General features: G+C 40.1%; 16 protein-coding genes. 6 read left to right on the top strand and 10 right to left on the bottom strand.

Going from position 1 to position 21,407, the window contains the following annotated elements:
• Nucleotides 1-515 precede the first annotated feature (515 nt).
• Nucleotides 516-5,933 (bottom strand): helicase-like domain-containing protein, encoded by a 5,418-nt coding sequence (locus FGL37_RS16165; protein ID WP_028068990.1) that lies wholly within the window; start codon nucleotides 5,931-5,933, stop codon nucleotides 516-518.
• Nucleotides 5,920-6,357, bottom strand: a complete 438-nt coding sequence (locus FGL37_RS16170; RefSeq protein ID WP_028068989.1) for a DUF1896 domain-containing protein — start codon at nucleotides 6,355-6,357, stop codon at nucleotides 5,920-5,922. The genes FGL37_RS16165 and FGL37_RS16170 overlap by 14 nt, the downstream gene beginning before the upstream one ends.
• A gap of 187 nt (nucleotides 6,358-6,544) precedes the next feature.
• Between FGL37_RS16170 and FGL37_RS16175 the strand changes: the two genes are divergently transcribed.
• The 3 genes from FGL37_RS16175 (at nucleotide 6,545) to FGL37_RS16185 (ending at nucleotide 9,766) form a co-directional block, all read left to right on the top strand.
• A complete protein-coding gene (locus FGL37_RS16175; protein WP_028068988.1) occupies nucleotides 6,545-8,683 on the top strand; it encodes a DUF262 domain-containing protein in 2,139 nt (712 codons plus the stop codon).
• Between the two features lie 21 nt (nucleotides 8,684-8,704).
• Nucleotides 8,705-9,463, top strand: coding sequence for a Swt1 family HEPN domain-containing protein (locus tag FGL37_RS16180; protein WP_037532493.1), 759 nt, complete (start codon nucleotides 8,705-8,707; stop codon nucleotides 9,461-9,463).
• An 84-nt stretch (nucleotides 9,464-9,547) separates the two neighbouring features.
• Nucleotides 9,548-9,766, top strand: a complete 219-nt coding sequence (locus FGL37_RS16185) for a helix-turn-helix domain-containing protein (RefSeq protein WP_028068987.1) — start codon at nucleotides 9,548-9,550, stop codon at nucleotides 9,764-9,766.
• Nucleotides 9,767-9,906: 140 nt separating this feature from the next.
• On the opposite strand, the gene FGL37_RS16190 is transcribed toward FGL37_RS16185, so the two are convergent.
• Genes FGL37_RS16190 through FGL37_RS16200 form a run of 3 tightly spaced genes read right to left on the bottom strand, consistent with a single transcriptional unit; the run spans nucleotide 9,907 to nucleotide 11,155 of the window.
• Nucleotides 9,907-10,269, bottom strand: a complete 363-nt coding sequence (locus FGL37_RS16190) for a helix-turn-helix domain-containing protein (RefSeq protein WP_051606599.1) — start codon at nucleotides 10,267-10,269, stop codon at nucleotides 9,907-9,909.
• 15 nt (nucleotides 10,270-10,284) lie between these two features.
• The gene (locus tag FGL37_RS16195; protein WP_037532491.1) at nucleotides 10,285-10,716 is read right to left on the bottom strand and encodes a helix-turn-helix domain-containing protein; all 432 of its coding nucleotides are present in this window, start codon (nucleotides 10,714-10,716) and stop codon (nucleotides 10,285-10,287) included.
• 55 nt (nucleotides 10,717-10,771) lie between these two features.
• Complete coding sequence (locus tag FGL37_RS16200) at nucleotides 10,772-11,155, bottom strand: helix-turn-helix domain-containing protein (RefSeq protein WP_028068986.1); 384 nt, start codon at nucleotides 11,153-11,155, stop codon at nucleotides 10,772-10,774.
• Between the two features lie 329 nt (nucleotides 11,156-11,484).
• On the opposite strand from FGL37_RS16200, the gene FGL37_RS16205 reads away from it, so the two are divergent.
• From FGL37_RS16205 to FGL37_RS16215, 3 genes are read left to right on the top strand one after another with little or no spacing between them, the layout of a single operon-like run.
• On the top strand, nucleotides 11,485-12,873 hold the full coding sequence (locus FGL37_RS16205; RefSeq protein WP_081817804.1) for a TlpA family protein disulfide reductase: 1,389 nt from the start codon (nucleotides 11,485-11,487) through the stop codon (nucleotides 12,871-12,873).
• A gap of 37 nt (nucleotides 12,874-12,910) precedes the next feature.
• Nucleotides 12,911-16,117, top strand: coding sequence for a SusC/RagA family TonB-linked outer membrane protein (locus FGL37_RS16210; protein ID WP_037532488.1), 3,207 nt, complete (start codon nucleotides 12,911-12,913; stop codon nucleotides 16,115-16,117).
• Between the two features lie 11 nt (nucleotides 16,118-16,128).
• Nucleotides 16,129-17,499: a RagB/SusD family nutrient uptake outer membrane protein gene (locus FGL37_RS16215; RefSeq protein WP_028068985.1), complete on the top strand. Its 1,371-nt coding sequence runs from the start codon at nucleotides 16,129-16,131 to the stop codon at nucleotides 17,497-17,499.
• Between the two features lie 66 nt (nucleotides 17,500-17,565).
• On the opposite strand, the gene FGL37_RS25770 is transcribed toward FGL37_RS16215, so the two are convergent.
• From FGL37_RS25770 to FGL37_RS16240, 5 genes are all read right to left on the bottom strand, one after another.
• Entirely contained in the window at nucleotides 17,566-17,856 is a 291-nt protein-coding gene (locus FGL37_RS25770; protein WP_028068984.1) for a hypothetical protein, read from the bottom strand.
• A gap of 4 nt (nucleotides 17,857-17,860) precedes the next feature.
• The gene (locus FGL37_RS16225) at nucleotides 17,861-18,388 is read right to left on the bottom strand and encodes a MauE/DoxX family redox-associated membrane protein (protein ID WP_028068983.1); all 528 of its coding nucleotides are present in this window, start codon (nucleotides 18,386-18,388) and stop codon (nucleotides 17,861-17,863) included.
• Between the two features lie 143 nt (nucleotides 18,389-18,531).
• The gene (locus FGL37_RS16230; RefSeq protein ID WP_028068982.1) at nucleotides 18,532-19,476 is read right to left on the bottom strand and encodes a helix-turn-helix domain-containing protein; all 945 of its coding nucleotides are present in this window, start codon (nucleotides 19,474-19,476) and stop codon (nucleotides 18,532-18,534) included.
• Between the two features lie 194 nt (nucleotides 19,477-19,670).
• Nucleotides 19,671-20,591 (bottom strand): nucleotidyl transferase AbiEii/AbiGii toxin family protein, encoded by a 921-nt coding sequence (locus FGL37_RS16235; RefSeq protein ID WP_028068981.1) that lies wholly within the window; start codon nucleotides 20,589-20,591, stop codon nucleotides 19,671-19,673.
• Nucleotide 20,592: 1 nt separating this feature from the next.
• The gene (locus FGL37_RS16240) at nucleotides 20,593-21,381 is read right to left on the bottom strand and encodes a type IV toxin-antitoxin system AbiEi family antitoxin (RefSeq protein ID WP_028068980.1); all 789 of its coding nucleotides are present in this window, start codon (nucleotides 21,379-21,381) and stop codon (nucleotides 20,593-20,595) included.
• Nucleotides 21,382-21,407: the final 26 nt, after the last annotated feature.

Here is a 21,407-nt window from a genome sequence, read left to right on the forward strand (position 1 = left end):
TTTTGTAGCATCATCTGTTCATTTTGTTCATTGCTAAAACTCAAGCTAGTTAGTTTGACTATCGCCATTAAAAATCATTTTATTACAATTAATGTTTCAAGGCTGAATTTTATAACGTATTTCTCATTTAACCTAAGAATTATGAGATCAATATGATTAGGAAATTTATCAATTTCTACAACTTCACCTAAATTGATAACAAAATCACCGGTTTTAATTTCCTCTATGGGGATAGTTTTAAATTGGGAAAGACTTTCGATATTAAGCATTTGCAGTTAGACTGGGTTAAACAATAGTTATACATTGTTGCTATTGACATATACCATTTTGCTGGAGACATTTACATATCCGAGTGAAAATAACGGGGAAAAATCAAACCTGATTTAATCCCCGTTCATTAACGCTCTCATTATCAAACATAAGCATTTAAATTATTTAATAAAAAATTACTGTGACATTTTATGTTAACGGTTATTTTTTTTAAAGATTATTAGGAAAGAATTTAACAATCTATCTTATAGTACACCTTTTGGCAAATGGACACCTTTTGTTCTTAAAATATCCTCTGAAACAGATGAAGCTTCCTTTTGCTTTTCCTCTTGCGCTTCCACGGGTTCTTCCTTAGGCTCAGGCATGATAGATAGCTGGATTTTTCTTTCCACAGCAGCCAGTTCCGTTTTAAGTTCGCCTAATCTGTTTTCCTTGGACCATGTACCATCTACTACTTCCTGAAGAATAGGCAAATCCTTTTTTATTTCGGCAATTTTCTCCTGTTCCTGCTTTACATAGCCTGGTAGTTTTTCCAGTGCCCTTAAAAAATTCATGGATGCAGTTTCCGGTTCTTTGGCCATTATGCCGTTGTTGTAAGTATATTTGATATTGCCCTCGCCCTGTACCAAAAATCGGTTTACCCGAATGTCCACGCCCTCCTTTTCAGACATTTCAGTTTTGACCAATAGTGTAAATCCGTACAACGTACCGATTTCTTCATACTGCCCTCCGGTGCGGGCATTGTCTGCAAGTTGATTAAGCTTGGTGCCGATTTGCTTCATATCGGCATTCGGCGGTAGTCCTTCCAGTAAAACAGGGTTTGCAACAGTGCCATCCTCACGTTTTTGTAAGCGCCCTTGTAAATTATCCCAATCAAGGCTCATTCGATGCAGTCGGGATTGCGTACTTTCCAGCATTTCCGTATAGTCCTGCAGTTTATATTTCGCACTGAATTTGGAACGGTTAAATGCCTGTTTTTCACTTTCCAGTCCGGCAATCTGTTTTTCCAGTTTGGCTTTATCCAGCAGGTCTGTATTTCCCGACAGGATAGCCACATATTCAGAAAAGTTCATTCCTGATTTTTCGTCCATACTGCCTTCATCAATAGTTCGCTTGCCGAGATTGTTGGTCTTTAACTGATCGATAAAAAGCTGCTTGTTGTACAGCAGGTTGAATTTGTAGCTATCCAAAGACTTTTCGACAGCGTAGATAATCACATCTACCTGGTTATCGGCAAAGAATTTAGCTATTTCATTGCCTTTACGGATGGCTCGCCCATCACGTTGTGCAAGATCGCTCGGTCGCCACGGTGTATCGAGATGATGTATGGCAACGGCTCTTTTCTGGGCATTAACGCCCGTACCCAACATACTTGTAGAACCGAACAACACACGGATCTTTCCCTCATTCATTCCTTTAATCAGTTCTTTGCGCTGCTTATCACTTTTAGCTTCCTGTATAAACCGGACTTCATGTGCAGGTATGCCATGATCCTCTACCAGCTTGCGTTTGATTTCCGAATACACGTTCCATTCGCCAGGCTTGTAAGTACCGAGATCAGAGAAAACGAACTGTGTTCCTTTTTGGGTATTATACTGGTTATAATATTTAGCGATGTTTGCCGCACAGTGCGATGCCTTATTATCGGGATGGTCGTCATACCTACCGCTTACCATCCGCATATCGAGCGACATCTTGCGGGCATAATCCGTAGCTATAAGCATCTTTGCTTTTTCTTCGCTTTGTGATAGAGGTGCTCTCCCAAGAAGTTCCGCATTACCTGTTTTAGCAAAGTCCATCAGTTTTTTGATAAAGACTTCCTGATCTGGTGTAGGCGGTATGTTATACAGCACTTCGTTCTTAACCGGGCGATCGATGCCAATATCTTTTGCTGTGCGGTAGTCCGTGATTTCTGAGTAGAATTGGGCTAATTCCGGCACTTTGATAAAATAGCGAAAACGCTCTTTCGCCACAATGTTATTAGCCACCGAAAACTCATAATCGGTAGTTTTCCGAGCATAGATAGCCGCCCATGCATCAAAAGAATGGATACCCTGTTTTTCCATTGCCCTTGGCCGCAGGTATTTGAACAGCAAGTATAGTTCGGTCAGGGAGTTGCTAATGGTAGTACCCGAAAGAAAGGTTGCGCCCATGTCCGCATTGGTACGGTCCTGAATGGTACGGATGGCGAAGAGCAGGTTCATGGCTTTTAGACTGCCGTCTATGTTGCCCAATCCTGCTACCCGTGTGTGACGGGTATTGAACATCAGGTTTTTAAATTGGTGGCTCTCATCCACAAACAAGTGGTCTATACCCATCATTTTAAAATCTACGACGTCATCTTTTCGGTTTTCAATATCGTGTTCAAGGGTTTTAAGTTTCACCTCCAGGTTTTCTTTCCGTTTGATTACGCCTGCTAGCATTCCCCTGGTCACTTCCTTTCCTTGGGATTGCAAGGCATCTAAATTGCGCTCTACGCTGTCCAGCTCTATTTCAAGGATTTCCTTTTGTATTTCGGGCGATTGCGGTATCATCCCGAATTGGTCGTGTGTCAATATCACACAGTCCCAATCATTGTTTTTAATGTCCCCAAAAATCCTCAGGCGCTTTTGGGGCGTAAAATCTTCTTTGCCCGGAAACAGGATCTTGGCGTGTGGATAAGCGGTACGATAGGCTTCGGCAATTTCGTGAACGTTGCTTTTCAGTCCAATAATCATTGGCTTGTGGGCAAGTCCCAAACGTTTCATTTCCTGTGCGGCAGTGCACATCACCAATGTCTTGCCTGCACCTACTTCGTGGTCGCAGATAGCACCGTTGTTCAGCTTTATCATCCAAACCGTATCCTTTTGGCTTGAATACAGGTCTTCAATACCCAAAGCCTTACGATCTAAGCCTGGAAAGTCCTGATGGTTGCCATCGTAGTTCGGCCGAACGAAGCAGTTGAACGTGTCGTTGTATTGATCGGTCAGCCTGTTTTTAAATTGGTCGTTTTGCGCATGTAGCCAATCGGTAAAGGCGGTGCGTATTTCGTCTATCTTCGTGTTAGCCATTTGTATGGCTTCCATATCTCTCACTTTTACTTCCTGATCGCCAACCCTCATTTTCTTGGTAATGTCTGGCGTGGTATTGACCAAAGCATGTTTGAGCAGGGCTATCCCGTCAAACGTCCGGCTTTCGGACTTAACGGCATATTTTTCCCAAATGTGCATATTGCCCTGGTGACACTTTACGGAAAAATCGTCGGAGCTTTCCGAGTAATAAACGTTAACATCTGCATCGAACAGGTGGGAAGCAAAACGGGCATAAATACCTGTGGGTATCCAGCGTTCGCCAAGGTTAAAATCCAGTTCTTCAAATTCGATCCGCCTTGGTCGGGCCTCTTCCAGAACGTTGAGGCTTGTTTTGGCTTCGGTATCCTCCGGATTATTTTCGATATAGCTGCGTACCTCTTCAGCTTTCTCTACAACGTTCCCCGCAGTCCAGCGTTCGGCTATTTCGTATCCCTTTTGCAAAGGATTGTAATAAATGCGGCCATGTAAGGCTTCTTTCAGGGCGTCAGCGTTCATACCGCTGATTTCGGACATATACGCCAAATCCACACTTCCATATTTATTGAGCGTGGCTGCTAAGGCTTCTTCAGGATTGTCAATTGCTATGGTTACTGTCGAAAAGCTTACAGGTCGGCTAAAGATATCCGCTTTGTGTACAACGCCACCGATTACACGTTCCAGGTAAGGCATTTCCTTACCCGAACTATCTGTTTTAATGAGCTTAATATTATCTGCATTGTTAAGGTTGCCATACCTTTTGACAAAAGCATCATAAAGGCGGTTCAGGTTTTCCCTTTCTTCCTTTTGTTCGACCTGATACTGTGCCTCGTTAGTGTAAAGGTGCTGGTACACATCACGGACTTCGATATATGCTTCAGCTCTTGCTCTTTGCAAGCTGGGTAGTTGCAAGGGATGAAATATGGCGTTTCCTTCTGCGGTATCCACTTCTTGCAAGTGACCGACCCAACCTTTATCCATGGCAAGGCAATCATTACGGTGGAACGATTGCAGTTCGCCACTATACGGGGCAACTTCGGGAATAGCTGCTTTAACAGGCTGGCTGCTTCCGTTTACACCTGAAAACAAATCTCCGATAGTTTCCTGCTTTTTGCCATCGTTAGATGGCGTTCCATTAACTGCTTTATTGGTAATGGAAGTTGTGTATGGTTGCTGCATTGCACTACTGAAAAGGTCAGGCTGGCGACCTATTGCACCTCTTCTTTTGTTGGTGCTTTGCCTTTTGATTGATGTGGTCCGTTTGGGCGGAGCAAGAACTGCTACCGGTTCGTCCGTAGTGTCAAAAAGGTCGAAAATGCTCAGTTGTTTAAGTTCCGGTGGACTTTCACGATGAGCTACCTGTGCAGACAGAGATGGTATTCCCTTTTGGATGATTACGGGTTCAATAACCGGCGGTGTAACCTTTGGTTCAATAGGAATTTGTATCACCGGCTCTTCGTTCCGTTCGCCTAGGTACAAATTCAAGTTAAGGTGCTTTCCAAAATCTTCATTAAGCATCTGTTTGAGGTCCTTGGCAATTCCGCTGGTGCCATCTCTATGGAAATAGATGAGCGCTGGCTGTCCATAAGGGTCTGTATCCAGTTTGCGGTCTGTATGTACAATCCGTGTATTGTCTGAAAACAGTGCATTGCCAGGCGTATTGTATTCGGTCTGCTTACTTTGGCAAAATAGTTCTTCCCTTTCGTTAAGGCCTTGTTTAGCCGTATTCTTTTGCAGGACAATCAGGTCACTGCCAACCTCTGTCCCGGCATAATCAGTAAACAGATTATTAGGTAATCGAACAACTGAAACCAGGTTGTTTTGTTGCATCAAAGCCCTGCGTATCGGTTCGTTCTTCGGGCTGTTCAGAATACCCTGTGAAGTGATGTAAGCTAACAAACCGCCCTCACGGAGCATATCAGCGCCTTTCAGAAAAAAGTAATTGTGTATGCTTCGGGCTGCCTGTACCTTCGCACTGTCCTTGCTTCTGGAATAGGTAAGGTCGAATACCGAGGTGTCGCCAAAAGGAATATTGCTGGCTATAACATCATAGTTGTTTTGTTCCCTTTCGGAAATTTCCTCAAAGCCTCCTATACGAATATTGCTTTCGGGATATAGCTGCTTTAAAATCTTGCCGGTGAGCAGATCCTTTTCGTAAGCAGTAACATCTGCTTTTGTATTCGCTGAAAAAGATTGTATAAATGAACCGATACCCGCCGAAGGTTCGAGGAATTTGCGGATGTGCAGGCCGCTGTCTCTAAAAGCGGCAGAAATTGCATCTATTACCTCAGGAGGTGTATAAAAAGCCGTGAGCACAGAACTTTTCATACTATCCACATACCTGCGGTATTGCTTGTCGTCTTCGGAATTTTCTTTGAGCAGCTGGAGAAGTTCCTGCGTAACAGGGAAAAGCTCGTGTTCGGTCTTTCTCCAATTATTAATGTCTAATGCGCTGGCTATAGGGTTCAGTACGAATTTAAGACCGCCAAATCCGCTGTATTGCATCATTGGCAGTCTTTCCCCTACGGAGGCTTGCCGTTTCTCCTTTTCCAGTTTAAAAGCAATTCGCAGGGCATAGATATTCTGTTGGAGATGTAGCTTTTTACTGAAGCCCATTTTCCTCTATCCATATTGCGATGGTCCCTGTTATTTCGGTATAGAGCAGCTCGTACTCCGGGCCATAAGCGAAATCATCGGTTAGCTCATATCTTGCAAAAACAGCCTCGCAAACAGGAAGCATTTTCAGGGCGAAGGGCCGCAGCTCTTCATCGGCCATGATGGTATCAAATTCATTGCATACGATCTGAAAAACCGTATCGAATTTGGAGAAGTATAAGCCTTCAAAAAGGATATAATTGGCAATTTCATCGCATTGCGCTATAGCGTTTCCCGAACGGAAAGCTCCGTCATACGCGTTGGCAGCCCACGATGATCGTTGCGTTATAAACTTTTCATCGTTTGCCTTTTCGGGAAAGCTACTGTTTAGTAATTCCTTCAGTCGTATCCTGAAATAAGAAAGGTCTTTTTGCTGTGTATCCATACAATTATTTGATTTTAGAATGCTACTTGAAGTCTAAAATTAAAGCAGGAAGACCCCGGCATCTAAGAGGTGGTAGTGTTTGGCGTTTAGAGGCAGGATTTGACGCAATAAACTTAGTAGTGAGGGATTTAATTTGTATTTTTGTTAGTTATCAAACCAAACATTTTTAAGCGACAGATATTAGATAATGAATGAATTAGAACCTCTGAAGAGCATTTTTAAAGACAGATTATTTAAAATTCCCGATTACCAGCGTGGGTACGCCTGGACTACACGCCAACTCAAAGATTTTTGGGAGGATTTGGTCAATCTCCCAGCCGATAGGTTTCACTACACAGGACTACTCTCATTAAAAAAAGTGGACAAGAATACCTGGTCTAACTGGAATGATGAACGGTGGCTCATTGAAGACAGAGCCTTCAAGCCTTTTCATATTGTTGATGGACAACAAAGACTAACTACGTTTGTCATATTTATTCAGGCTATTTCGGAACAATTGAGACTTGTTCCGGAAAATAAGGATAAGAAAGATGAAGATATTTATCTGGGCTCTTTTAGCCTGAAGGCGATTAAGGAAGAGTATTTGGTCATAGAAAGACCGCCGCAGTTGATCATTACAACCTACAAGTTTGGTTATGAGGTTGATAACCCAAGCTTCAAATTTCTAAGGCACAGGATTTTTCTGGAACCCAATAGTGGAACAATCCAAGAAACCTTCTATACGCTCAACCTTGAAAATGCGAAACGCTTTTTCAAAGAAAATCTGCAAAATTTCCTTGACAAATACGGGTTAAGTGAAATCGAGATCTTATTCAAGAAAGTCACGCAGAACCTGATGTTCAACGTCTATGAAATAAGTGATGACTTTGATGTATTCGTTGCATTTGAGACCATGAATAACCGCGGGAAAAAACTATCAAATTTAGAGCTTCTTAAAAATCGCCTAATCTATTTAACGACCTTATACGATGAGAAGGAACTTAAAAATGATGAGCGGATTTCTTTGCGTGAGAAAATTAATGATGCCTGGAAGGAAGTCTATTATCAACTGGGACGGAATAAACAAAATCCACTCAACGATGATGATTTTTTAGTTGCCCATTGGATAATGTATTTTCAATACACAAGAGAAAAAGGCGATGATTATATCAGGTTTTTGTTGGAGCAGAAATTTACACCGCAAAGTATTTATGCAAAAACAGAAGTGAAGGTTAGTTCTTTACAGGATTTTGAAGAAGTCAGGGAAGATGAAGATAACGATCAGGAAGAAGTTGAGACAAATGGAGAAGAAGAAACAACAGTATTGCGTTCGCAACTCTCTCCTAAAGAAATTGAAGACTATGTAAACAGTTTAAAAGCTGCTGCCGTTCACTGGTACAACACCCATAATCCGGTCAACAATCCAGACTTGACTGCACAGGAAAGCTTGTGGATAGACCGATTGAACAGAATAGGCATTATCTATTTCCGCCCGCTTGTAACGGTGGCTTTCTTGAACAAGGATGTTAATTCGGATAAGCGAGTTCAATTATTTAAAGCAATCGAGCGCTTTATATTTATCACATTCCGGCTTAGCCGGGCTTTCTCTACGTATAGAAACAGTGAGTTTTATCGGGCGGCCAGACAATTGCGAAATAGCGAATTGACAATTGAGCAAATTATCCAGCGTTTGAATGATAGAATGAATTACTGTTTTTATACGCCAGAAAATTCCAGTGAAACTTATTTCGACTATACTTACTTCCAAAAATTCATCGACAAGAAATTTAAAAGCGGCGGTGGCTTTTATTATTGGAATGGACTTCGCTACTTCTTGTATGAATATGAAATGGAAAAGGTAAGACGAAGAGGAAGTCAAAAAATAGATTGGAAGCTTTTTGTAAGGAGCGAAAAAGACAAAGTTTCCATTGAGCACATTTATCCTCAAACGCCAACACATACGGGTTGGAAATCCAATTTTAAGGGCTATAAAAAATCACAGCTACCCTTTTTTCAAGGAACATTAGGAAATCTCTTGCCACTCTCACAGAGTATTAATTCTAGTTTGCAAAATGATTGCTTTGATGACAAGAAAAGCGCTAAGTATAACGAGAAGAAAGAGAAAATAAGACAAGGTTATGCTGATGGTTCACATTCTGAAATTGAAGTTTCAGGCTATGCTGTTTGGAATGCTGATGCTATCCTTGATAGAGGCAACAAACTGCTGGAATTTATGGAAGAACGTTGGGATCTGCAATTTGAAAATGAAGCTGCAAAGGCTGAACTACTGTTCCTTGAATTTATGCTCGAAGAGGAAGAAGAGGAAATACATACGACTGAAGAATAACCTACAAAAATATTAATCTAAATGAATTATACAGAAAACATTGAACGTTTAAAAATACTGCTTACAGGAGCCTCCACAGATGTTACGATAACCAGTGAAAATGAAGCAGAATATAAAAGGCTAAAAAACGAACTGAAACAATCTGCTAAGTTTAAGGCCAACGAGCCAAAAGAATTTAAAATATGTGTTACTCTCCAGGAATTTAGGAGAGAGATGCAGGCCAAAGGAGGCTATGCCGAAAGGAGAAAATATATCAATCAACTCTTCTACCCGCTGATCTCTGATGAGAATTCCCTGTTGGACAGTATAGAGGAAATACAGCAAAATATAAACTTTGGTCATCTGAACCTTTTGCCCCAAGATATACAACAAAAAGGACGGGAAATGTCGGAAGTTTACCTTTATCTGTATTGTATTGAAAATTCGCTGCGAATATTTATCGAGGAAATAATGAAGACGGAAGCGGTAACCATACCGAGAAAGGTGCAGGATACTGTAGACAAATTGAAGAAAAGTGAGCAGGAAAGTAAATATTTGCCCATACGTGGAAACAGTGATCTCTTTTACTGCGATTTTATAGAGTTGGGAAAAATAATTGTTGGGAATTGGACAATTTTCGGAAAGTATTTCCCGAAACAGAATGAACACTGGTTGAATGTCATGGTGGATGAACTGTACAAGATACGATGTTTAGTTGCTCATAATAGTTATGTTGGCAAAGATGAGCGTGATGCGCTGAAAGTTTATTATAAGAGCATTACCGCACAATTGCGATTATAACATTGGGCATTAAGGCGATCACAACGTGGTAATAATTTTGATGAACATTTTGTATTAAGATAACTTAAATTTTAACTTTACTTTATGGCAGCACCCTTTTTATTGAAATTACGCTTAGCATTAGGTATAGAACCAGAAGAAGTTGCTGAGATATTGCATATCAGCGTTAAGGAGTATTTGGCATTGGAAAATGATCCCAAGGAACATTTTTACGAAGATCAGGCTAAAACGCTCATGAATTGGATGACGCCGAAGATGAATGGTAATTTTGATCAGTTCGTTCAGTTGCTCAATCAAAATTAGGTGCGACATTAAAAGATGTAAATCACATGTTGTAAATATGAATTTGATATAACGGGTAAACTTAACTTAACGGAGGACCAAATTGTGCAACTTGTGATACGCTTAACTCTTTGTTTGTCATTTAATCTGACTATTGAAATTTAGTTATTCCTTGTCTTTGCCTGCAGACGACTGGCTTCCTGTTTGCTCTTTCTAATTTGTTCCTCTATATTCTTAATTTGGTCATTTGAGCATCCCTGATACATAATATTTACGCCCTGATTACCCTCGTAATTGTTGAAATGATTAGTAAAGGAGGATTTCTCCTGATAATTGAGAATGTACTCCGGAGCAACACCAAAAATATCAGCCAATTCGTATAGTCTTGAAACGCTAACGTCTGCAATATTGTTCTCTATATTGCTATACGCTTTGGGAGTGATGCCTAACGCTTTTGCTACATTTTCTTTAGATAGCTTTTTTTCCTTTTCTCGTATTTCACGAATATTATCTCCGATTTTCATATGCTGATTATGTGTTTAAAAATCAATACTATTATTTTTGAGCAAAGCCTCTAATAATGAAATTCTTTTACGTTCACTTTCCAATAACTCTTGCTGCAATTTGTATAACTTCTCCTTATTTCTAAGTTCTTCTTTAGTTCTTAGATATTCTTGATTAGCGAGATTTGGTTCTCCGCCCTGATACATGATATTTACACCTTTGTTTCCATTGTTATTATGAAAATAATTGAAGAACTCCTTTTTTGAACTTTTGTAATGGAGGATATACTCAGGGCTACATCCAAAAATTTCTGCAATTTGCTCTAATCTATCCACAGAAATATCCGTAACATTATTTTCTATGTTCGCATAAGCACGGGTAGAAATTTCCAGCCTTTCAGCAACATGGCTTCTCTTAAAGTTTTTTTCAACTTCCCGTATTTCCCTTATGTTATCTCCAACTCTCATAACTACATAAAAAATGTTCGTTAAAGATGTGCTTGCAATATCACATAACCGGTTGTCAAAAATTAAATTCGATATTATTATCCCTTAAAAGTTTTTCCAATCTTGGTATTCTGTTCAATTCCTCTTGGTAAAGTTCTTTGTACGCCATCCGGATTTTTTCTTGGTCAATTCCCTGTACATGAATATTGATACCGGAATTTCCATTATGATTAAAAAAGAAATTCCTAATTCCTGTAACGGGTTTATTGAGCGTAATCAAATCGGCAACATCGAGGGATAATAAGCGTGCAATTGCGTCAAGCATAGAAAGCGTTATGTCTCGCTCATCACTTTCAATTGCTTCATATTCTTCCACACTGATATTAAGCTCTTGCGCAATAAAACTTTTTTCAATCTTTTGAGCAGTTCTTATCTGACCGATGTTACTTCCAATTTTCATATTCAATGCTTATTGTTTCTCCAAATATAGTAAAACTTCCAATATGGAACAAATTCTTCCAAGTTCGTACAAATTCGTCCAATGCGGGAAGCTGTTTTCTTCTAAAAAATTGACTGAACAATTTCCTTTGTATTGACAAGAACAAACATGGGAAGATTGACCTACAAGTATAAGCAATATTGTTGCTTGTCCACTAATGGACAAGCAAAAGCCATTGTTTTGTTCTTCTGCCTCAAATTCAGTCTTCGCTCTATTATTAAACGCCCGGATTAGCACATGTAAAACCTCCTAACGGAGCAGTATTCTATTGTGTAACCTAACTACGATTGATGATGAGCAAAACTATACGTAACAAGATTTCTATTTTCACAACCTGCCATCACCCGGAACTGGTAACGGGCGGCAGGTATTTTCTATCCATAATTTGTTTCATGTTGTTTGGTGTCGAGGTAGCCCGTCCGCAGTCCCGAGAACCCGGGACTGCAAACAACCAAAACATCACCGCTTTAAACATCGGCGACCAAATCCCCGAAGCACTTTGGAACACTCCTTTGCAGGTGGTGAACCATCCACAGGGTAAACAGACCGCTACGCTTGCCGACTATAAAAGCAAGCTGATAATACTGGATTTTTGGGCTACATGGTGCGGCAATTGTATCAAAAACTTCCCTAAACTTCACGCTTTGCAGAATGAATTTGGCGACAAAATAAAGGTGTTGGCAATAACCAAAGAAGACACGGATAAAATAGCCAAGTTTTTTAAAACAGGCGTAGGGAAAGAACACACTTACGTCAATTCAGTAATTAATGACAGCGTTCTTTCAAAATACTTTCCTTACCGAAGTGTACCCCATATCGCATGGATTAATCCCAACGGTAAAGTGCTGAACACCACCCAAGCGGAGGACATCACCACCGCCAACATACAAGCCATTTTGGATAATCAAAAAACACAGATGGTTGCCAAAGTCGATATTGACAAAAATAGACCCCTGTTTCTTTCCGAACATTTTAGTAACGACTTGCAATTAAAATCCTATTCTATTTTTGTTAAAGGGTATTATCCGGGGCTACCGTCAGGAAATAATTTCAAGAAAACCGAAGATGGTGAAATTTATGGCAGGCAAATGACCAATACCACCATGATGCGAATTTACAACCCGATACTATATGAATTATTCGATAAGAAAGGCGACCAATTTAGTTCAAAGCGTATGATAATAGAGGTAAAAGAGCCAGCATTGTTAGACGTTATAAAAAACGAAGATGGTAAAAGCGAAAGATATAACCTATACAACTACGAACTTATAGTTCCTGAAGAAAAGGCTGACAGCTTGTACTATTATATGTTGGCAGACCTTAACCGTTATTCGGATTATATAGGCTCAATCGAAAAGCGTATGGTGGATTGTCTTGTTTTGATTAGAACCTCTACCATAGACAAAATTAAAAGCAAAGGAGGAAAGCCTAAAAACACTTTTCCAGCTTCGCCATCTATCCTGACTAATCAAAAACTTGGTTCGATGATTAACATGCTTAGTGAGGAAAAAGTCATTACGCTACCGATAGTAGATGAAACTGGCTATACAGATAATGTTGATATAGAAGTTTCAGGTATTAAGGACTTAACCAGCTTAAAAAAAGAACTCAACAGGTATAACCTTGACCTCGTACCCGCAAAAAGAAGCCTTAATATGTTCGTCTTAAAAGACAAGTAGCTGCTTCTATTTTTTTACAATCTAACTCAATTAATGAATGAAATCTTTTATACTCATTATTACATTGCTTATTGCTTCCTTTAGCATGTTTGCACAACAAACCATCACAGGCACAGTTGTTTCTCACAACGATAGTTTACCTATTGAGGGAGCCAGCGTATCCCTGCAAGGAGCCAACAGAACAGTAAGCACCAATGGTAAAGGACACTTTACCATCCAAACTGCGACAAATGCAAGTACCGCTATTTTGGTCGTTAATCATGTGGGTTTTGAACCAACAACAATAACAGTAAATCTGCCATATAAAGATACTTTAAACATCATTCTACAAGCATCAACTCGCTTGTTGGAGGAAGTAGAAGTAGTATCAACAGGGTATCAGAAAATACCCAAAGAACGGGCAACAGGTTCATTTGCCACTGTAAGCAATGAACTGTTTAACCAACAGGTGGGTACAGACATCCTTTCGAGGCTACCAGCTATTGCTAATAGCATGGTAATGGATGCCGGAAAGCAAGGCACACCACAAATGATGATACGGGGTTTGAGTACAATAAGCGGACAAAAAGACCCGCTAATTGTTGTCGATAATTTTCCTTATGACGGTGATATTACCAATATCAATCCCAACATTGTAGAAAATATAACCATCCTCAAAGATGCATCGGCTTCCAGCATTTGGGGAGCAAGGGCGGCAAATGGTGTTATCGTTATCACCACCAAGAACGGACGTTTCAATCAACCGATTACTTTATCGTTCAATTCCAATCTTACTATCGGGGCAAAACCCGATTTAGACTACATCCGTCAGATGTCGTCCAGTGATTATATTGACGTGGAGCAAGAATTGTTCAACAGAGGCTACTACAATAGCGATATTAATTCAACAAGCCACCCGATAATCAGTCCGGTAGTTGACCTTTTGGAAAAAGCTCGTAGTGGAGCATTAACCCAAGAACAGGCACAGCAGCAAATAACCGCTTTGAGAACCATAGATGCAAGGAAGCAATTCAATCAATATATGTACAAACCATTGGTCAATCAGCAATATTTTTTAAGTGCGCAGGGCGGGGCAGATAAGTTTTCTTGGACATCTTCGGTGGGTTACGACCACAATAAGGATAATTTGGGAAGCACTTACCAGCGCATGAACCTTCGTTTCCAAAACACTTATCGTCCAATAAGACAGCTTTCACTTTCAACCGGGCTTTATTATACGCAAAACAGAAATAAATCGGGTCGCTTAGGTTATAATAATGTAACAATGAGAGGCGGGACTTTTGCACCGTATATGCAAATGGCTGATGCGAATGGAAATGCGCTACCCGTTGCAAGGGACTACAATCAAAGCTATATCCAAAATCTCGGTGATGGAAAATTGCTTGACTGGAATTATTATCCGCTTACAGATTGGCAACACCAAACATCTAATGGCACTGTTTCCGATATACTGGCAACTGCTACGCTCGATTACCAAATCATAAAGGGGTTGAATGCAACCGTAAATTACCAGTACGAAAGACAAATTGGATTAAATACCAACCTTGCCGATGAAAACAGTTATATGGCAAGGGACTACATCAATCTCTTTTCCCAAATTGTGAACGGAAATGTAGTTTACATCGTACCCAATGGTAGCATATTAGATAAATCAAATAACTTATTAAATGCAAATAATGTACGAGGTCAGCTAAACTTTGACAACACTTACGGCAAGCACAATATAACAGCTCTGATTGGTGGGGAAGCACGTTCCGCTAACATGCAATCAAATCAGGCACGTTTCTACGGTTATGACCCTAACACTTTAACCACGGGCAACGTGGATTATACAAAAACATATCCAACAATTATTAGCGGGGGCGCCTCTTTAATTCAAAGAGGTCAATACCTGCGGGAAACGACCACGAGGTTTATATCTTACTTCGCTAATGCTGCTTACACGTTTGATAATAGGTATGTCGTATCGGCAAGCGCCCGCCGGGATGCAAGTAATCTTTTTGGTCTAAAAACGAATGACCAATGGAACCCCTTTTGGTCGGCAGGGTTTGCATGGAAACTATCGAACGAGAATTTTTATAAAGTTGATTTCTTGCCTTACCTCAATCTCCGGGCAACGTATGGCTTTAGTGGCAATATTGACCCCGCAATGGTTGCAGTCAACACAATTTGGTATCCCAACAATGTGAATATTTTTACAGGTGCAGCATACGCACAGTTTAATAATTACTACAATCCACTACTAAAATGGGAAACCTCAAAAATGCTCAACCTTGCGGTAGATTTTCGTCTGCGGAACGACCGTTTAACAGGTTCAATAGAGTATTATCACAAAAAAGGTATTAATCTCTTTGGGATGGCTCCAATGGATTACACAACTGGAGTTGACCCCTATATGTTACGGAATGTAGCCAGTATGAAAGGGGATGGTTGGGATATTCAGCTAAAAAGTATAAACGTAGACCGTACATTTAAGTGGAGTACCATACTGAATTTTAGTTTATACAAGGATAAAATTGTTAGCTATCAAGTAGAAAGGACATTGGCACAGGAATATGTCAATGTTTCCTCACCGCCCATATCCGGGATTGAGGGAAATCCTGTATATGCCATTTATGCTTATAAATGGGCGGGACTTGACCCCAATACAGGTGAAGCACTGGGATACCTCAATGGAGAAGTAAGTAAAGATTATAGCAGTATTGTAGGCACAGGCACTAACGTAGAAGACCTTGAATACTTTGGTTCTTCTATTCCGACTAAATTCGGTTCGTTAATCAATGCGGTATCGTACAAGAATATCAGCTTACAAGTTGGCGTTTCATTCAAATTTGGATATTGGTTCAGACGTAACTCTATTAACTATACCAACCTGTTTTATAACTGGCGGGGACATTCCGATTATGCACTACGCTGGCAAAAACCGGGTGATGAAGTAAATACCAACGTACCTGTAAATCTATATACCACAAATACCAACCGGGATGCTTTTTATAACGGCTCAAGCGTTTTGGTAGAAAAAGGCGACCATATCAGGCTCCAATATATCAATCTTGCTTACGACTTCATAATGCCAGCAAACAAGACAAAAGGTATCAAAGGATTACAGGTGTTTTTCAACGCAAGTAATCTTGGGTTATTATGGAAAGCTAATAAAGCAGGCATTGACCCTGACTTTGGCTTAGGCTATTTCAATCTAAAAACTCCTGCAAATTATTCACTTGGTCTTAAAGCCAAATTATAAAAGCTATTACAATGAAAAAAAACACTCAAATAATAACGTTTCTATTATTCCTGACATTGCTTATTTCGGGATGCGAAAAGTTTCTTGAAGAAAAATCAGATAAAAGTTTAGCCATCCCTACAACGCTGCGTGACCTGCAATCATTGCTGAATAATGCCTCTGATGTTAATCACGTATTTTGCTCAATGGGTGAAGCAAGCAGTGATGACCACTTTTTGAAAGATGCAGATTACAATGGATTAAATTACGAAAGTGATAAACGTCAATATACATGGCAAGCGGATTATGTAACCCGTCCACTATCTTCAAATGGTGATGAATGGTATAATTGTTACAAGGTAATATATATCTGTAATTCTGTTTTACAAGGACTTGAGGAGAACAACCTGACTGGACAAGAAGCAGGTTATATCAAAGGGCAGGCTTTGGTTTTCAGAGCAGCACGTTATTTGGACGGTGTACAGGTATGGTCGCCCGTTTATAATAGAGCAACAGCAAATACGGACTTGGGTATGGTGCTAAGGTTAGAACCTGATATAAATATTCCCTCTGTTAGGTCATCCGTACAGGAAACCTATGACTTGATATTAAAAGACCTTAATGATGCACTTCCATTGTTACCAGCAACAATTACTTCTCCTACATTGCCCACTAAGGCGGCAGTTTACGGACTATTAGCAAGAACACATTTGATAATCGGAAATTATGTCGAAGCACTGGAAAATGCAGAAAGGGCATTTGAAATTAGTAATGAGTTGATTGATTTTAATGGATTGAACCCAAACGCAAATTATCCAATACCGTCAGTAAATCAAATAAGTAAAGAAATCGTATTTCAAACACGGATGTTTTCATCTGCCATTAACAACTTTAATGTAGCAAGAATTTCACCATCACTCTATAACCTTTATGATGCCGGGGATTTGCGAAAGAGTATTTATTTTCGTGGAGTAGCTGTTGGGGAGTATAGATTTAAAGGTACACATACGGGCAATACAGGATTAATCACTGGAATTACAACAAGTGAATTGCTTCTCATTATTGCAGAATGTAATGCCCGATTAGATAACATTAGTGAAGCTGCAAACACTCTTAATAAATTACTGATTAAGAGATGGGATGTCAATCAATTTATACCATACTCATTTACTAATAAAGATGCTGCACTGAATACGATTTTAATAGAAAGAAGAAAAGAATTGGTATATCGTGGGCTTAGATGGTCAGATATCAAAAGATTGAACAGGGACGGATATAATATAACATTGACACGAACCGTAAACGGTCAAACCATAACATTGCCACCCAATGACTTGCGTTACGCTATTGCTATTCCTGAAACGGTGATAGAAATAGGCGGCATCCAGCAAAATCCGAGATAAATTATAGTAAACATAAAAAGGGGCTTGTGATGCCCCTTTTTTGCTTTTTAAAATGTTTTTGAGAAATCATTCTCGCTTACTGTCAACGATAGCCATAACTTGGGGATTGGTTTTCCCCGACAGTTTGCTTTGTAAATCCAATTCATTTTCTGCCGTTATTTGGCAAGGTAACTCTTCACCTGAACCACATTCCTCTGAAGTTCCGGGTTGCCAATTGGCAGGGTCAGCAAATACACCGGGATTTACTGCATCTGTATAATGATAGGTGCTTGCTGTACTTGCCATTTTAAATGACATAGTAACCGCTGCAATTGCTAATGCCACTACAGCAAAGAGGTTCATTTTTAATTTTTTCATTGCTTTAAAATTTTGATGTTAAAGAATACTTTTTTATTTGTCTTTTGGCCGACCCGCCCTCAGTAGTTTCGCCTCCAGCGTTGCTACCTCGTAATTTGTACCATAAGTAAAGCCCCCAACCGCTTAAAAAAAGGAACAAGAGATTGAAGAAAAAATGTTGCAACCAAGTCATGCCGCTTATCACCGATCCGCACTCGCATGGTAGCTTTTCCCATGCGCCCATAAGAGCCACAACGATATAAGCCGTAAAAGCAGTCATTAATCCAGTTGAGAGGATTAAACCCGCTTTACGATATTTTTCCATTATCAATGCCAGTACTGTTATTAATTCCAATGCCGGGAGCATGTAAATAAGGATGTACCCTAAACTATCTGAAATGGGTTGACGGAGGATACCGCTTTTAAATGCTGCAAAGTTTGTTATTTTGTCAATGCTTACAGGTATCCAAAGAAGCAGCAAAAGAATAATAACGATATTGAGTGTTATCCGTTTTCTTTTGAGTTGGTTTGGATATATAGCCGTTGTTTCCATTGCCTTTGTATCTTAGTGAGGGTTCTCACCATCCTTTGATACAAAGTTCACTAAAGCGTTAAGCGTGGGAAAGACAAAATCGGTAAAAATTGAGCAGGTTTGTGTCGAGAATTTTCCGATTTTGACAATATCTTGGAATATCCCTATTTTTTGCGTTTCTGATAACGCTCCAAGGCAGAGCGAAAGGACCGTTCATCAGCATAACCCACTTCCATATACACATCCTTGATCCCGATCCCCTGATCCAATAAAAGTAAAGCATGGCCAATACGCAGATCGGTGATAAATTGCTGAACGCTTACATGATAGGTACGCTTAAATATATTCAGCAAAGTTCTCTCGGTAACAAAGAATTGCGCTGCCAACTGCCTTACGTTTAAGGAGACATCACAATAATGCTCTTCTATAAACCCCTTGATCCGATAAGCCGCATCCTTATCCTGGTCTTCCAACAAGCTATCGTAATACTCCAGCAGCAAACTTACGTATTTGCGCAGATTGCCATCAAGTGCCCCTTTGTTATTTTGCGAATAACTATAAATCTTATACAGCCAACGATGTATTTTCCTATCCATACGGCATTGCCCCATTGTTTCATAAGATTTTTTACCATCCAAGAACCTTTGCAGAATTTGTTGCACATTGTAATACTCCTGATCTATACTTTCAATCCAATCGGGATGTATGCTCAGCACTAGGGCAATGTGTTGTCCTCTTTCAGCGTATGCTAAATATGATCCCTCGTCATAGTACGACATCAGGAATGTATTGGCTTGTATCTTAATTATAGGAATTTTTGAAGATGTGGTATAGAGCAGGCTGCCTTTGAGCATAAAGAACATGAACAGTTGCCTGTCATGGATATCAAAGGGAATATGGGTTGGCTCTTTAACATTAATCTCTACCAGATCGACAAAAAAAGGCTTGTAATTCAGTTGTTGGCTGAAAAGATCCATTTCAGGTATTTGGAAATGATGTGTTTTCTGGGCAAAGGTCAGTAGGTACCTGCTCGGTTCGGAGAGGTTATGAGGCTCATTCTTGGATTTTACGTGCTCATTTTTAGAATACAACGTATATGGTATCTTCATAGGCCAATGGTTTTCCCAATTCACTGGAAATCATTTACAATAGCATTGGAGCTTATTATGAGAAATACAAATTTCAAATATATAATTGAATAAAAAACTAAAGTTGGGTTTAACTTGGGTAAAATTTTCTGATCGTAAACTTTGTTGTTATTGATGATCAATTCAGTATATACTTTCGAAAAGGCAAACCAATTCTATAACTTCAGTACTTCTTTCAGTTTCTCTACTGCCTGGCTATGTTTTTTTTCTTCCATTTTTGAGAGATTGAACAATTTCCATTGAACGGATGGTAGTTGGGCAACCTCTGCCATATTAGGCAACCCCAGTAGTTCCCATTGTGGGTTTCGCTCTTTGAACGATAACAAAAATTTCCGCTCATTAGTGGTCATATCCGTATTGATAATTTCAATGAGTTGTTCCCTTGTGGCTTCCAGTGCTTCAACGGGAATATCCACTTCGGCCATTTGTGCAAATTCTGCTTCATATATTTCTCTTATATTTTTACGGTGAGGAGCCAAAAGTTCTGCCATTGGCCGTTGATGGCTGATTAGGAATACAAGGAACGTTTTGCGCAGGTCTTCAGTAAAGCCTTCGTTTTCGAGGAGGAATTTCACGTCAAATAAATCACGGGGATGTTGCCGGTCCAGGGCGGCTGCAATCTTTCCGGCATACAGATCGGGCAACGAAGCTACCTGTATTTCGGCATATCCGAACTCCCTCTCCACTGGTTCACTTACCTCCATTCGTACTTCGGAGAATACCGTTCCACGGATCACCGGCGACAATTCCACCTTAATCCTTACATCTTCCACTTGCAGAAGTAAGCGAAGCGCATTGCCCTGTTCGTGTGCGTTTTGTATGTGAATGCCAGGAATGGTTTTCTTAATCAACTCACTTAATCGGGTTAATGCAGCACGAATGTTGACCAATGCTTCCTCACGGCCTTCGGAGGGCAGGTACAATAAATCTATATCTACAGAAAGCCGTGGCAGCTCCCTGTAAAAAAGATTGATAGCCGTGCCGCCTTTTAGTGCAAAACATTTTTCACTATCCAGTAGCGGTAGGATACGCACCAACAACTGCACCTGTTTGTAATATATGCTGTCCTTTTTCATCTTAGGATTGGAAATTTTTAGGAACGGTTATTTTGTAGGTTTTATCGAGATCGCCGCCTTTGACGATTACCCGGTTTCCGGAACCGAGGTCTATGCTATCGGTATTCAATTTTGAAAACCAGGTATAGTTGTGTCGTGAACCGAACCAAAGGAAAAGCCGTTTAACCTTTACATTGGTACAGGCTTCCAGTAATTTTTGCAAAGTGCGGGGCGATAAGGAGGTCATACCCTGTATAAGCTGATCAGCGTGTTCTAACGAGATTTTATCCGGTACTTCGTCCAGCATTTCGAGGCAGGCTCTTTCCGGACAGGATATTTTAAGTTCGTCCAAACCCTCTTTCCAGAAAACAGTAGAAGTGTAGCTGTCGGATACTTGCCTTTCCATACCGGAAAACAGTTTATTCCGGGTATGGCGAACAAATGTTATCGTTTCCGATAGTTCATTGGCCCATACAGGTAATTTATCATTGCCATAAAGCTGTATTGTTTCTTTTTTCGAAGTAGGCAGATAATGGGAAAAACCTTTTAATTCCAGTGCTGACATTCCTCCTGCAACAAGATCTGTTTTCATCACGGTTTGTAGCGTGTACAGCATACTTTGCCACGAAAGCTGAACCTTCCCCCGTATATAAAGTCCTTTCCACAACAGCTTCAGTTGTTCACTCTTAACCAGGTTATCTATAGCATGTGTATCTAAAGCAGCCTGGTCCGTCAGCCACTTTCGCGTAACAATCATACTTTCAGGCATTATTCGCTCCAATAGTTTACGTCGTTCAGTGTTAAGCGCCATATTTATAAATTTTAATTTAGACGGTG

Source organism: Sphingobacterium thalpophilum, from assembly GCF_901482695.1.
Taxonomy (GTDB): domain Bacteria; phylum Bacteroidota; class Bacteroidia; order Sphingobacteriales; family Sphingobacteriaceae; genus Sphingobacterium; species Sphingobacterium thalpophilum.

Coding starts and splice junctions, on each gene's coding strand:
- FGL37_RS16165 (WP_028068990.1), bottom strand. CDS start 5,933: ATGGGCTTCAGTAAAAAGCTACATCTCCAACAGAATATCTATGCCCTG.
- FGL37_RS16170 (WP_028068989.1), bottom strand. CDS start 6,357: ATGGATACACAGCAAAAAGACCTTTCTTATTTCAGGATACGACTGAAG.
- FGL37_RS16175 (WP_028068988.1), top strand. CDS start 6,545: ATGAATGAATTAGAACCTCTGAAGAGCATTTTTAAAGACAGATTATTT.
- FGL37_RS16180 (WP_037532493.1), top strand. CDS start 8,705: ATGAATTATACAGAAAACATTGAACGTTTAAAAATACTGCTTACAGGA.
- FGL37_RS16185 (WP_028068987.1), top strand. CDS start 9,548: ATGGCAGCACCCTTTTTATTGAAATTACGCTTAGCATTAGGTATAGAA.
- FGL37_RS16190 (WP_051606599.1), bottom strand. CDS start 10,269: ATGAAAATCGGAGATAATATTCGTGAAATACGAGAAAAGGAAAAAAAG.
- FGL37_RS16195 (WP_037532491.1), bottom strand. CDS start 10,716: ATGAGAGTTGGAGATAACATAAGGGAAATACGGGAAGTTGAAAAAAAC.
- FGL37_RS16200 (WP_028068986.1), bottom strand. CDS start 11,155: ATGAAAATTGGAAGTAACATCGGTCAGATAAGAACTGCTCAAAAGATT.
- FGL37_RS16205 (WP_081817804.1), top strand. CDS start 11,485: ATGATGAGCAAAACTATACGTAACAAGATTTCTATTTTCACAACCTGC.
- FGL37_RS16210 (WP_037532488.1), top strand. CDS start 12,911: ATGAAATCTTTTATACTCATTATTACATTGCTTATTGCTTCCTTTAGC.
- FGL37_RS16215 (WP_028068985.1), top strand. CDS start 16,129: ATGAAAAAAAACACTCAAATAATAACGTTTCTATTATTCCTGACATTG.
- FGL37_RS25770 (WP_028068984.1), bottom strand. CDS start 17,856: ATGAAAAAATTAAAAATGAACCTCTTTGCTGTAGTGGCATTAGCAATT.
- FGL37_RS16225 (WP_028068983.1), bottom strand. CDS start 18,388: ATGGAAACAACGGCTATATATCCAAACCAACTCAAAAGAAAACGGATA.
- FGL37_RS16230 (WP_028068982.1), bottom strand. CDS start 19,476: ATGAAGATACCATATACGTTGTATTCTAAAAATGAGCACGTAAAATCC.
- FGL37_RS16235 (WP_028068981.1), bottom strand. CDS start 20,591: ATGAAAAAGGACAGCATATATTACAAACAGGTGCAGTTGTTGGTGCGT.
- FGL37_RS16240 (WP_028068980.1), bottom strand. CDS start 21,381: ATGGCGCTTAACACTGAACGACGTAAACTATTGGAGCGAATAATGCCT.